This window comes from Pseudomonas sp. GW821-FHT07G06, assembly GCF_058986625.1.
This window is the reverse complement of sequence record NZ_JBYSVW010000008.1, coordinates 140204-153974: the sequence shown is the minus strand read 5'-3', so window position 1 is coordinate 153974 and position 13771 is coordinate 140204. Positions and strand designations below refer to the sequence as shown.

Genomic DNA, 13771 nt, shown 5'->3' with positions numbered 1-13771 from the left:
AGCTGACTGTAGGAGCTGACGAGTGAAACGAGGCTGCGATCTTTACCGGGATCACTTGAGTCCCGAGTGAATCCGAAAAAGATCAAAAGATCGCAGCCTTCGGCAGCTCCTACACGGGTTCACCCGAGTTTCGAAAATCGGTGTCACCAGTGACCTTGCAAGTTTTTGTAAGCCTGCCTTAACCCAATCGGGCCTCGCCCGAGATCGAGACGGATGCAGATTATGCACAGGCTAAAGCACGGCCTACTCCAGGCCGCCGGTTGGCTGTTCTACCTGAGTTTACTGATGGGCCTCGCCATGGCGTTGCCCGTGTCCACGTTCGACTCCGAGTCGAAGGACTTCATTTTCCTGATTGGCGCCGTGGGTATCTGGCGCTACTCGATGGGTGCCACGCACTTTGTGCGCGGCATGATCTTTCTGTACATCGTCTACCCGCACCTGCGGCGCAAAGTGCGCAAGCTGGGCAAAGCGGCTGACCCGTCCCACGTGTTTCTGATGGTCACCAGTTTCCGTATCGACGCGCTGACCACTGCGCAGGTCTACTGCTCGGTGATCCGCGAAGCCATCGACTGCGACCTGCCGACCACCGTGGTCTGCTCCATCGTGGAAATGTCCGATGAGCTGCTGGTCAAAAGCCTGTGGAACCGGATGAACCCGCCGGCCCGGGTCAAGCTCGACTTCGTGCGCATTCCTGGCACTGGCAAACGCGATGGCCTGGCCTACGGCTTCCGCGCCATCTCCCGGCACCTGCCGGATGATCGCGCCGTGGTCGCGGTGATCGATGGCGACACCGTGCTCGGCGAAGGCGCAGTGCGCAAGACCGTGCCGTGGTTCCAGTTGTTCGGCAACGTCGGTGGCCTGACCACCAACGAGTTCTGCGAAGTGCGCGGCGGCTACATCATGAGCGAATGGCACAAGCTGCGTTTCGCCCAGCGCCACATCAACATGTGCTCGATGGCCCTGTCCAAGCGCGTGCTGACCATGACCGGGCGCATGTCGGTGTTCCGTGCCACCGTGGTCACCAACCCGGAATTCATCGCCGACGTGGAAAGCGACTCGCTGCAACACTGGCGCCTGGGTCGCTTCAAGTTCCTTACCGGCGATGACAAGTCGAGCTGGTTCAGCCTGATGCGCCTGGGCTACGACACCTTCTACGTGCCCGACGCGGCGATCAACACCGTTGAACACCCGCCGGAAAAGAGCTTCATCAAGGCCAGTCGCAAACTGATGTTCCGCTGGTACGGCAACAACCTGCGGCAGAACTCCCGTGCCCTGGGCCTGGGGATCAAACGCCTCGGCATGTTCACTTCGGTGGTGCTGTTCGACCAGCGCGTATCGATGTGGACCTCGCTGCTGGGCCTGACCGTGGCGTTGATCGCCAGCTTCAAGTACGGCACCGCGTTCATCCTGGTGTACCTGCTGTGGATTGGCATCACCCGGTTCATCCTGACCTTGTTGCTGTCGTGCTCCGGACACCGGATCGGCCCGGCCTACCCGGCGATTCTCTATTACAACCAGATCGTCGGCGCGCTGGTGAAGATCTACGTGTTCTTCCGCCTCGACCAACAGTCCTGGACTCGCCAACCCACTTCTCTGACCCGTGATCTCGCCAGCTTTCAACGTTGGTTCAACACCTGGTCGTCTCGGACCATGACCTTCTCTGCCGGCAGCATTTTTGTCGCCGTGCTGCTGTTGATGGTCTGACCGCCCCTTATTGAATTAACCAGGAAATCGCCCTTATGAATACCGCCGTCAACGCCAACGTAGTGCACGAATCCGAAGCCCAGCGCCAACACGCCCGCGTGAAAATCCCGGCCAAATTGCGCTTCTTCGGCCCTGACCGGACACCGGTCGAAGCCCGGGTGATCGACCTGTCCGCCGGTGGCCTGGCGTTCAACGCCGGTCAGTTGCCGCTGAAAAATGGCGATGTGTACAAGGCCCGCCTGCAGTTCGTCATCGACAACCTCGGCCTGGCCATGGACGTCGAGTTGCAGGTCCGCTCCTTCGACCGCGAGACCGGACGCGCCGGCTGCCAGTTCCAGAACCTGGAACCACGGGACATCTCGACCCTGCGCCACCTGATCACTTCGCACCTGGCCGGTGACATCGTCAGCGTGGGTGAAATGCTGGCGACCCTGCAGCGCGACAACTTCACCAAGGCGCGCAAGGTCAAGGACGGCGGCCACGGCATGTCCGCGTTCGGACGCCTGAAAGCCGTGACCTTCAGCCTGGGGATCTTCGTTGTCGGTCTGGCCGCCTTCGGTTTTGTTTTCAAATCGGTGTACGGCATGTACTTCGTCAGCCACGCCCAGGCCGGTCTGGTCAGCGTACCGGGCGTGAACATCACCATGCCCCGCGACGGCACCGTGCAGAGTCTGGTGAAAGCCGATGGCGTGGCCGCCAAGGGCGCACCGCTGGCGACCTTCAGCACCAGCATGCTCGACGTGCTCAAGGGCCATCTGGACGAAGACCAACTGCAACCGGCCAAGGTTGAAGAACTGTTCGGCAAGCAGATGACCGGCACCCTGACCTCGCCTTGCGATTGCACCGTGGCCCAGCAAATGGTCGCCAACGGTCAGTACGCCAGCAAGGGCGACGTGATCTTCCAACTGGTGCCGCGCAACAGCGAAGCCAATGTTGAAGCGCGCTTCTCCTATCGCCAGTTCGGCGACGTGCGTCCGGGTACTTCGGTGCGCTTCCAGATCGCCGGCGAGGACAAGAGCCGCACCGGCAAGATCGTCAGCAGCACCAGCCTGAAAAGCGCCGACCTGTCTTCGGACATCCGCGTGCTGATCCAGCCGGACGAAAGCCTGGACAGCTCCCTCGCCGGCCGCCCGGTGGAAGTGAACAGCGACCGTGGCCCGAACCTGAACTGGCTGATCGACAAAGCCATGGCTGTCGGTCTTTAAGTCGAGGACATGCCTGTGACTACTCCAACCCTCAACACGCCGCCGACCCTGTGGGAGCGAGCTTGCTCGCGATGGGATCGACGCGGTTTGTCTGATGCACCGAGCCAGCCGCATCGCGAGCAAGCTCGCTCCCACAGGGGATTTGCGTTCTGTTCGCTAGCCCTGGCAGTCAGCCTCACTGGCTGCGCCGGCCTCCCCGACCAGCGCCTGGCCAACGAAGCGCTCAAGCGCGGCGATACCGCCACCGCTGCGGCGAACTACCGGCAACTGGCAGACCTGGGCTACAGCGAAGCACAGGTCGGCCTGGCCGATATCCAGGTCGACAGCCATGACCCGGCGCAGATGAAACAGGCCGAGGCGACTTACCGCGCCGCGGCCAGCGTTTCGCCGCGCGCCCAGGCACGCCTCGGTCGCCTGCTGGTGGCCAAGCCCGGTTCCACCGAAGCCGAGCAGCACGAAGCCGAAACCCTGTTGAAAAAAGCCGCCGCCGCGGGCGAAGGCAACACGCTGATTCCACTGGCGATGCTGTACCTGCAGTACCCGCACAGCTTCCCCAACGTCAACGCCCAGCAGCAGATCAGCCAATGGCGTGCCGAGAACAAGCCGGAAGCCGGCTTGGCGCAAGTGCTGCTCTATCGCACCCAGGGCACCTACGACCAGCATCTGGATGACGTGGAAAAGATCTGCAAGGCCGCGCTCAACACCAGCGACATCTGCTACGTCGAGCTGGCCACGGTCTACCAGAAACAGGCCAAGCCAGAACAACAGGCCGAGCTGATCAAGCAGATGCAAGCGGCTCACGCTCGCGGCAGCGTTTCGGCGCAGCGCGTCGACAGCGTCGCTCGCGTGCTCGCCGATGCGACCCTGGGCAAGACCGACGAGAAGACCGCGCAATCGCTGCTCGAACCGATCGCACCGGGCTACCCGGCGTCGTGGGTCAGCCTCGCGCAGTTGATCTACGACTTCCCCGAACTGGGCGACGTCGACCAGATGATGAAGTACCTGGACAATGGCCGCGCCGCCGACCAGCCACGCGCCGAGTTGTTGCTGGGCAAGCTCTACTTCGAAGGCAAGCTGGTGCCGGCCGACGCCAAGGTCGCCGAGGAGCATTTCCAGAAAGCCGTTGGCCGCGAAGTCGCCGCCGATTACTACCTCGGTCAGATCTATCGCCGTGGCTACCTGGGCAAGGTCTATCCGCAGAAGGCTCTCGACCATCTGTTGACCGCTGCGCGCAACGGCCAGAACAGCGCCGACTTCGCCATCGCCCAACTGTTTTCCCAAGGCAAGGGCACCAAGCCCGATCCGCTGAACGCCTACGTCTTCAGCCAACTGGCCCTGGCCCAGAATACGCCGCAAGCCACCGAGCTTGCGCAAACAATCCAAACGCAATTGCCGCCCGACAGGTTGGCCGAAGCCCAACGCCTGTTGAAACAAGAACAGGCCGTGCGCGGTGCCCTGAGCCCGAACACGCCGGAACTGCATACCCTGCAAGAAGAAGTCAGCGAGGAATCCCAATGAAGTTGAATCCATTCATGAAGGCTGGTATCGGCCTGACATTCGCGCTGATCTGGTCTTGCCCGACGCTTGCTGCGATGACTGAAGAAACCAAGAACTTCGGCCTGGACATGAAGATCACCGGCCAGTCCGAAGACGACCGTGACCTCGGCACCCAGCGCGGCGGCGACGTCAACGGCGTCGGCCTTGACCTGCGCCCGTGGGTATATGGCGAAAGCGGCGCGTGGAGCGCTTACGCCATGGGTCAGGCGGTGACGTCCACCGACATCATCGAGACCGACACACTGCAAGAGTCCGAAGGCACCGAGAACACCAGCAACAATGACCGCCAGACCAAGAAGAACTACCTGGCCATGCGCGAATTCTGGGTCGGCTACAGCGGTTTCACGCCCTACCCCGGCGAGATCCTGAAATTCGGTCGTCAGCGTCTGCACAACGACGACGGTCAATGGCGCGATACCAACATCGAAGCCCTGAACTGGACCTTCGACACCACCTTGTTGCGCGCCAACGCGGGTGTCGCCGAGCGCTTCAGCGAGTACCGCACTGACCTGAAAGAACTGTCCCCCAAGGACAAGGATCGCCTGCACGCCTACGCCGATGCCGAATACCAATGGACACCGGGTCACTGGGCCGGCATTCGCGGTCACCACACTCACGATGACGGCAAGCTCGACTATCCGGAACCGGGTGTACCTTCCGATTCGCTGGACAAAAAACAGAATGGCGACATCAGCTGGCTGGGCTTGCAGGCCAACAGCGATGCCTACAACTGGCGCAACACCAATACCTTCAACTACTGGGGCAGCATCACCGGCATGAGTGGCGACCGCGACACGGTCAACCCGCTGAACGCTGATGGCACCGCTCCGGCACAACCCAAGAGCAGCGGCAATGTCGATGGCTGGGCCACCGACCTGGGCGTGCGCCTGCGCCTCGATCCGCATTGGCAAGTCGGTGCGGCCTACGCCCGGGCCAGCGCCGATTACGAACAGAACGGCCTGGAAAGCAACCGCTCGAACTACACCGGTACACGTTCACGCGTGCACCGTTTCGGCGAAGCCTTCCGTGGCGAAATGAACAACATGCAATCGGCCACGCTGTTCGGTTCGTGGATGCTCAACGACGAGTACGACGCCAGTCTGATCTACCACAAATTCTGGCGCGTCGACGGCAACAAGCCGATCACCAGCGACGGCATCGACGCCGTGCAGAACAACACCGACGACGTCACCGGCGCGATTCTCTCCAGCACTTCGCTGCCGCTGAACGATGGCGAAAAAGACCTCGGTCAGGAAATGGACCTGGTGGTCACCAAGTACTTCAAGCAAGGCCTGTTGCCGGCGTCGATGAGTCAGGCGATCGATGAACCTTCGGCCCTGGTGCGCTTCCGTGGCGGTGTGTTCAAGCCCGGCGACGCCTATGGCAAAGAAGTCGATTCGTACATGCATCGCGCGTTCATCGACGTGGTCTGGAAATTCTGATGCAGAGCGCGAAGGGAGTCCCCGACATGAACAGTGCCAAGAAAGGTTCCTTGACCTTGCTGGCTGGCGCGATGCTACTGGCAAGTGCGGCTGCCTTCGCGACTGTGGAGCCCGCTGCGCCCGCCAAGCCGGCCACTGTTGCCAAGGAACTGCAACAGGCCAAGACCTACACCGTCAGCAGCGCACCGACCGCGCCGCTGGAACTGGCCACGCCGAAACTGCCGGACGTTTCCGGCTACACAGCCGAAGCCATCGCGGCAAAAATCGTGCGCAGCAAACCGGGCAAGATCAGCCTGCGCCGGATGATGCAGGAAGACGCCCTGAAGGACTTCATCGGTGGCGACAACAAGATGGCCGAGTGGGTGGTGCGTCAGCACGGCATCCCCCAGGCGATCTTCGTCGATGACGGCTACATGAACCTCAAGGACCTGGCGAAAAAAGTCCCCAAGCAGTACTTCAGCGAAACCTCGCCGGGTGTGTTCCTGTCCCGCTTGCCGATCGTGGTCGGTCGTCACGGCATCCTCGAAATCGACAAGCAGACCCAGGAACTGCGCCTGTCCCAGGAGGGCGGTGCGTTCCTGGTCAACGACGGCCAGTTGTTCGTGCGTGACACCAAAATCACTGGCTGGCGCGAGAAGGACAACGGCCCGGCGACGTTCAATTCGCCGAAGGAGTTCCGTCCGTTCCTGCTGTCCTGGGGCGGCACCGAGACCTACATCGCCAACAGCAAGATCGCCAGTTTCGGTTATGCCAACAGTAAGTCCTACGGCGTGAGTATTTCCCAGTACACGCCGAACATGGCCAAGGTGCTCAAGCGTCCTGAGCCGACCGGCTGGATCGTCGGCTCCGAGTTCTCGGACATGTGGTACGGCTTCTACTGCTATGAGACCCGCGACTTCGTGGTCAAGGGCAACACCTACAAAGACAACATCGTCTACGGCATCGACCCGCACGACCGTTCCCACGGCCTGATCATTGCCGACAACACGGTGTACGGGACCAAGAAGAAGCACGGGATCATTATTTCCCGTGAGGTCAACGACAGCTTCATCTTCAACAACCGCAGCTACGACAACAAGTTGTCGGGTCTGGTGATCGACCGTAACAGCGTGAACAACCTGATTGCCCACAACGAGATCTACCAGAACCATACCGACGGCATCACCCTCTACGAGAGTGCCGACAACCTGCTGTGGGGCAACCGCGTGTTGAGCAACCGGCGCCACGGCATCCGTATTCGTAACAGCGTGAACATTCGCCTGTACGAAAACGTCGCCATGGCCAACGGCCTGACCGGCGTCTACGGCCACATCAAGGACCTGAGCAACACCGACCGTGACATCAAGCTCGACCCGTTCGACGCCCAGGTGTCGCTGATCGTGGTCGGCGGTGAACTGGCGGCCAACGGCAGCGGCCCGCTGTCCATCGACTCGCCGCTGAGTGTCGAGTTGTATCGCGTGTCGATGCTCGCACCGACCAAGTCCAGCGGTATCAGCTTCACCGGCATCCTTGGCGAGCGCCAGGATGAAATTCTCGACCTGCTGGTGCGCCAGCAGAAAGCCGTGCTGATCGACCCCGTCGAACGCCAGACCGAAATGCGGGACTGAGGATAATCTTATGCACCCACACTTGATCAAGTTACTCAGCCTGTCGGCCCTGACCGCCGGCATTCTCGCGGCCAGCGGCGGTGTTCGCGCCGACGAAGTCAAAGCACCGAGCTTCACCGCGGAGCCTTGCTGCAGCCTGTGCCCGGCCGCCCACGACGCGAAGAACTACACCACCCGTTATCAGCAGAACTTCACCACGCTGGTGCAGGCCCAGGGCGACTGGCTGTTCCGTACGCAAGAAGACTTGCGCACCGAATTCGACACCACGCCCGCCGGCTACAAACGCATGAAGCAACTGCACGATGCGTTCAAGAGCAAAGGCGTGGAACTGGTTGTCGTGTACCAGCCGACCCGTGGCCTGGTGAACCGCAACAAGCTCAACCCGGCGGAGAAAGCCAGCTTCGACTTCGACAAGGCGCTGCGGAACTACAAGTCCATGCTCGGCCGTTTCGCGCAGATGGGCTACGTCGTTCCGGATCTGTCGCCGCTGACCAACGAGTCGTTGCCAGACACCCTGCCCGCCCACGATTTCTACTTCCGTGGCGACCAGCACTGGACCCCGTACGGTGCCCAGCGCACGGCGAAAATCGTCGCCGAGAAGGTCAAGCAATTGCCTGAATTCGCTGACATTCCCAAGCGCGAATTCGAGACCAAAAAGTCGGGGCGTATGGGCAAGACCGGAACATTGCACAACATGGCCGGTCAACTCTGTGGCACCAGCTACGCGATCCAGTACATGGATCAGTTCACCACCGAGCCGAAGGGCGAAGCGGGTGATGGCGACCTGTTCGGCGACTCCGGCAACCCGCAAATCACCCTCGTGGGTACCTCCCACAGTGGCAAGAACTACAACTTCGCCGGTTTTCTCGAAGAGGCCATAGGCGCCGACATTCTCAACGTGGCGTTCCCCGGCGGCGGCCTGGAAGGTTCGATGCTGCAGTACCTGGGCAGCGACGAATTCCAGAAGAACCCGCCGAAGATTCTCATCTGGGAATTCTCGCCGCTGTACCGCCTCGACCAGGAAACCATCTACCGCCAGATGATGGCGCTGCTGGACAACGGTTGCGAAGGCAAGGATGCACAGATGTCCGGCAGCGCCACGCTCAAGCCGGGCAAAAACGAGTTGATGGTCAACAGCAAGAACATGGACCTGCGCAACGCTAGCCACCAGGTCGACATCCGCTTCGCCGATACGTCGGTGAAAACCCTGCAAGCCACCCTCTGGTACATGAATGGTCGCCACGAGGACATCAAGATCGACAAACCGGAAACCTCCGAGACTGACGGGCGTTTCGCTTTCGAGTTGCGCACGGACGAAGACTGGGCTTCGCAAAACCTGCTGGCCGTTGAAGTCCAGGGCCCCGAAGCCGGTGCCGCGCCTCAGAAAGTCGAAGCGAAAATTTGCAAACGCAACGTATTCCCGGGCACCGAGCAGCGTACTGCTTCGGTCGGGCAATGAGGTCTGCTATGCGCAATCCGAAATTATCAACACTGTTGGCACCGACGCTCTTGAGCCTGGCGATGTTCGCCGGGGCCACGCAAGCGGCGGCGCCACTGCGTCCACCCCAGGGCTATTTTGCGCCTGTGGATAAATTCAAGACGGGCGACAAGAGCGAAGGCTGCGATGCGATGCCGACGCCTTACACCGGCTCGTTGCAATTTCGCAGCAAGTACGAAGGTTCGGACAAGGCCCGCGCGACCCTCAACGTGCAGTCGGAAAAAGCCTTCCGCGACAGCACCGCCGACATCACCAAGATCGAGCGCGGCACCAGCAAGCGCGTGATGCAGTTCATGCGTGACGGTCGCCCGGAACAACTGGAATGCACGCTCAATTGGTTGACCGCGTGGGCCAAGGCCGATGCCTTGATGTCCAAGGACTTCAACCACACCGGCAAGTCGATGCGCAAATGGGCGCTGGGCAGCATGGCGTCTTCATACATTCGCCTGAAGTTTTCCGACTCCCGTCCGCTGGCCAACCATCAGCAAGAGTCGCAGTTGATCGAAGCCTGGTTCAGCAAGATGGCCGACCAGGTGGTCAGCGACTGGGACAACCTGCCGCTCGAGCAGACCAACAACCACTCGTACTGGGCCGCCTGGTCGGTGATGGCCACGTCCGTCGCCACCAACCGCCGCGACCTGTTCGACTGGGCCGTGAAGGAATTCAAGGTCGGCGCCAACCAGGTCGACGCCAACGGTTATCTGCCCAACGAACTCAAGCGTGAACAACGGGCCCTGGCGTACCACAACTATGCCCTGCCGCCGCTGGCGATGATCGCCAGTTTCGCCCAGGTCAACGGTGTGGACTTGCGTCAGGAAAACAACGGTGCATTGAAACGCCTCGGTGATCGCGTGCTCGCCGGGGTGAAAGACCCGGATGAGTTCGAGGAAAAGAACGGCAAGGAACAGGACATGACCGACCTTAAGGTCGACTCGAAATTTGCCTGGCTCGAACCGTTCTGCACGCTCTACACCTGCTCGCCCGAGGTGCTGGCGAAGAAACACAAGATGCAACCGTTCAAGACCTTCCGCCTCGGCGGTGACCTGACCAAGGTCTACGACCCGGCCAATGAAAAGGGCAAGGGTTCCTAGACCAAATACAAAACCCTGTGGGAGCGAGCTTGCTCGCGATGACTGAGTGTCAGCCGACATCGATGCTGAATGTCAGACCGCAATCGCGAGCAAGCTCGCTCCCACAGGGTTAGTTGTCAGCTGTGAGATGTGGGTTATGCCCCCCGAATTTCTGTGGGGGGTTTGGGGGGGCCGTTGGCCCTTGACTGTTGGTTCAAACAAGGAGAGATCGGGATGGTTTTTTCGTCCAACGTGTTCCTGTTTTTGTTCTTGCCGATCTTCCTCGGCTTGTACTACCTGAGCGGGCAACGCTATCGCAATCTGCTGCTGCTGATTGCCAGTTACGTGTTCTACGCCTGGTGGCGTGTGGACTTCCTCGCACTGTTCGCCGGCGTCACGCTGTGGAACTACTGGATCGGCCTGAAAGTCGGTGCTGCCGGGGTCAGGACCAAACCGGCACAGCGCTGGCTGCTGCTCGGCGTGGCCGTCGACCTGTGCATCCTCGGCTACTTCAAGTACGCAAACTTCGGCGTCGACAGCATCAACGCGATGATGACGTCGGTGGGCCTGGAGCCTTTCATCCTGACCCACGTGCTGCTGCCGATCGGGATCTCGTTCTACGTCTTCGAGTCCATCAGCTACATCATCGACGTCTACCGTGGCGACACCCCGGCGACCCGCAACCTGATCGACTTCGCGGCGTTCGTGGCGATCTTCCCGCACTTGATCGCCGGTCCCGTGTTGCGTTTTCGCGACCTGGCCGACCAGTTCAACAACCGCACCCACACCCTCGACAAGTTCTCCGAGGGCTGCACGCGGTTCATGCAGGGTTTCATCAAGAAAGTCTTCATTGCCGACACCCTGGCCGTCGTGGCCGACCACTGCTTTGCCCTGCAAAACCCGACAACGGGCGATGCCTGGCTCGGCGCCCTGGCGTACACCGCGCAGCTGTATTTCGACTTCTCCGGCTACAGCGACATGGCCATCGGCCTGGGCTTGATGATGGGTTTCCGCTTCATGGAAAACTTCAAGCAGCCTTACGTCAGCCAGTCGATCACCGAGTTCTGGCGGCGCTGGCACATCAGCCTGTCGACCTGGCTGCGTGACTATCTGTACATCACCCTGGGCGGTAACCGCAAAGGCACGCTGATGACCTATCGCAACCTGTTCCTGACCATGCTGCTCGGTGGTCTGTGGCACGGCGCGAACATCACCTACATCGTCTGGGGTGCATGGCACGGCATGTGGCTGGCGATTGAAAAAGCCATCGGCCTGAATACCTCGCCACGCAGCTTCAACCCGATCCGTTGGGCAATGACCTTCCTGCTGGTGGTGATGGGCTGGGTGATCTTCCGTGCGGAAAACCTGCACGTCGCCGGGCGCATGTACGGCGCGATGTTCAGCTTCAGCGACTGGTCGCTGTCGGAACTCAACCAGGCCAGCCTCACCGGCCTGCAAGTGGCAACGCTGATCGTGGCCTACGTGACTCTGGCGTTTTTCGGCCTGCGCGACTTCTACACCAATCAGCCTCCGGTGAAGACCAAGCCTGCAGTGAACGTCGACGCCGACGGCCCGGCCGCGGCGACACCGGGAACGATCAAGGCCGTGCCTGGGGATAACCCGGCAAGCATCCACCAGCCTGGCTACACCGTCGGCGTCGAAGCCCAGGTGCAACCGGCCTACTGGACCGCTGACTGGTCGCGCTACGTGATGCGTGCGCTGGTGCTGCTGCTGTTCATCGCCTCGATTCTCAAACTCTCGGCGCAAAGCTTCTCGCCGTTCCTTTACTTCCAGTTCTGAGGGATCTGACCATGACCCGCTCATTACGCATCTTCTACATCGCGCTGTTCCTTGTGACCCTGCTGGTGCTCGGTCTGTGGTCGGTGCGCAGCTTCTTCGGCTTCAGCACCAACGCCGATGCGACGGTGCTCAACGGTCGCTGGTCCAAGGCCGTGGAAACCCACTACGACGACGAGTTCCCGATCAAGCGCCTGGGCACCAATCTCTGGGCCGCGCTGGATTTCAAACTGTTCAACGAAGGTCGTCCGGGCGTGGTGCTCGGTCGCGACCAGTGGTTGTACAGCGATGAAGAGTTTCATCCGGTGGTCAACGAAGAGCTGAACCTGCAAGGCAACTACGCGCTGGTCGAAGGCGTGCGCCAGACCTTGAAAGAGAAAGGCGTGCAACTGGTGATGGCGGTGGTGCCGGCCAAGGTGCGTCTGTACCCGGAACACCTCGGTGAGGAGAAACCGGCGAGCATCCACGCCAACCTCTACAAGGACTTCCACCAGCGCCTGGCCGCCGACCGGATTCCGGCCCCTGACCTGCTCGGCCCGCTGCAACAGGCCAAGCAGAACGGCCAGCAAGTGTTCCTGCGCACCGACACCCACTGGACCCCGGAAGGCGCCGAGATCGCGGCCAATCGTTTGGCCAAGACCATTGCCGACAAGTACCCGCTGAGCGGCGAACCGCAGCGCTTCGTCACCGAACCGGCCGAAACCGTCACCCACAAGGGCGACCTGCGTCTGTTCCTGCCACTGGACCCGCTGTTCGAAAACCTGATGCCCAAGCAAGAAACCTTGCACAAGCGCAATACGGTCGCGGCTGAAGATCAGCCCGCCGGCGACGACGCGCTGTTCGCCAACACCGAAGTGCCAGTGGCCCTGATCGGCACCAGCTACAGCGCCAACCCCAGCTGGAATTTTGTGGGTGCGCTCAAGCAGGCGCTGCACAGCGACGTGGTCAATTACGCCGAAGACGGCCACGGCCCGATTCTGCCGATGCTCAGCTACCTGAAAAGCGATGCCTTCAAGAACAGCCCGCCACAGGTGCTGATCTGGGAGTTCCCTGAACGATATCTGCCTGTGAACAACGAAATCGGCGACGCCGACCCGCAGTGGGTCGCAGAGCTTAAACAAGCCGGCGCCCGCCAACAAAACGTAGCTGCAAACACTAAATCCGAGACGCCCGACCGGGCGCAAAACTGAAAGAGAGGTACACCATGACTTTCACTACAACTCCTCGTCGTCTCGCTAAAAGCTTTGCTCTGGTTGCCGGCCTCAGCGTGCTGTCGGTACAGGCTTTCGCCGCTGGCGACGCCGCCCTGTACGGCCCGACCGCGCCGAAAGGCTCGACCTTCGTGCGCATCTACAACGCCAGCAACGCCGAAGTCAGCGCCACCGTCGGCAGCACCAACCTGAGCGATGTCGCACCACTGTCGAGCAGTGACTTCAGCTTCATGCCGGGCGGCGACTACAGCGCCAAGGTCGGCAGCCAGAGCCTGCCGGTGAAACTGGCCGGCGACCACTATTACACCCTGGTCAACAACGCCAGCGGCGCACCGCAACTGATCGAAGAGCCGCCGTTCAAGAACAAGCAGAAGTCACTGGTCCGCGTACAGAACCTCAGCGACAAGGCGCTGACCCTGAAAACCGCCGATGGCAAGACTGACGTGGTGCCGAACGTTGCCCCCAAGGGTCGCGGCGAACGTGAAATCAACCCGGTGAAAGTCAGCCTGGCGCTCTATGACGGCACCACCAAAGTCGGCGACGTGAAACCGGTCGCCCTGGAACGCGGTGAAGCCGCGGTGCTGTACGTCACCGGCAGCGGCAGCAGCCTGTCGCCGGTCTGGGTGAAACGCCCGGTATCGACGCGCTAATGAATTTACCGAAAGGCCGGCATTGATCCC

The 13771-nt window shown here is 61.0% G+C and carries 10 protein-coding genes; all 10 read left to right on the top strand.

What is annotated here, in order from left to right; genetic code table 11:
* The first annotated feature begins 222 nt into the window (after window positions 1-222).
* The 10 genes from alg8 to AC3WJW_RS15365 all read left to right on the top strand — a co-directional run bounded on the left by alg8 (window position 223) and on the right by AC3WJW_RS15365 (window position 13741).
* On the top strand, window positions 223-1704 hold the full coding sequence (alg8, locus tag AC3WJW_RS15410) for a mannuronan synthase (RefSeq protein ID WP_493726589.1): 1482 nt from the start codon (window positions 223-225) through the stop codon (window positions 1702-1704).
* A 35-nt stretch (window positions 1705-1739) separates the two neighbouring features.
* On the top strand, window positions 1740-2909 hold the full coding sequence (locus AC3WJW_RS15405; RefSeq protein ID WP_493726588.1) for a PilZ domain-containing protein: 1170 nt from the start codon (window positions 1740-1742) through the stop codon (window positions 2907-2909).
* A 15-nt stretch (window positions 2910-2924) separates the two neighbouring features.
* Window positions 2925-4427 carry an alginate biosynthesis TPR repeat lipoprotein AlgK gene (gene algK, locus AC3WJW_RS15400; protein WP_493726587.1) on the top strand — a complete coding sequence of 501 codons (1503 nt, stop codon included), beginning with the start codon at window positions 2925-2927 and terminating at the stop codon, window positions 4425-4427.
* A complete protein-coding gene (locus AC3WJW_RS15395) occupies window positions 4424-5908 on the top strand; it encodes an alginate export family protein (RefSeq protein ID WP_493726586.1) in 1485 nt (494 codons plus the stop codon). The genes algK and AC3WJW_RS15395 overlap by 4 nt, the downstream gene beginning before the upstream one ends.
* A gap of 26 nt (window positions 5909-5934) precedes the next feature.
* Window positions 5935-7515 carry a mannuronan 5-epimerase AlgG gene (gene algG / locus AC3WJW_RS15390; protein ID WP_493726585.1) on the top strand — a complete coding sequence of 527 codons (1581 nt, stop codon included), beginning with the start codon at window positions 5935-5937 and terminating at the stop codon, window positions 7513-7515.
* Window positions 7516-7525: 10 nt separating this feature from the next.
* On the top strand, window positions 7526-8974 hold the full coding sequence (locus AC3WJW_RS15385; RefSeq protein ID WP_218500780.1) for an alginate O-acetyltransferase: 1449 nt from the start codon (window positions 7526-7528) through the stop codon (window positions 8972-8974).
* A gap of 8 nt (window positions 8975-8982) precedes the next feature.
* Window positions 8983-10104 (top strand): mannuronate-specific alginate lyase, encoded by a 1122-nt coding sequence (locus tag AC3WJW_RS15380; protein ID WP_493726584.1) that lies wholly within the window; start codon window positions 8983-8985, stop codon window positions 10102-10104.
* 213 nt (window positions 10105-10317) lie between these two features.
* Complete coding sequence (locus AC3WJW_RS15375) at window positions 10318-11883, top strand: MBOAT family O-acyltransferase (protein ID WP_218477504.1); 1566 nt, start codon at window positions 10318-10320, stop codon at window positions 11881-11883.
* An 11-nt stretch (window positions 11884-11894) separates the two neighbouring features.
* The gene (locus AC3WJW_RS15370) at window positions 11895-13070 is read left to right on the top strand and encodes an alginate O-acetyltransferase (RefSeq protein ID WP_493726583.1); all 1176 of its coding nucleotides are present in this window, start codon (window positions 11895-11897) and stop codon (window positions 13068-13070) included.
* A 14-nt stretch (window positions 13071-13084) separates the two neighbouring features.
* Window positions 13085-13741 carry an alginate O-acetyltransferase AlgF gene (locus AC3WJW_RS15365; protein WP_007972635.1) on the top strand — a complete coding sequence of 219 codons (657 nt, stop codon included), beginning with the start codon at window positions 13085-13087 and terminating at the stop codon, window positions 13739-13741.
* Window positions 13742-13771: the final 30 nt, after the last annotated feature.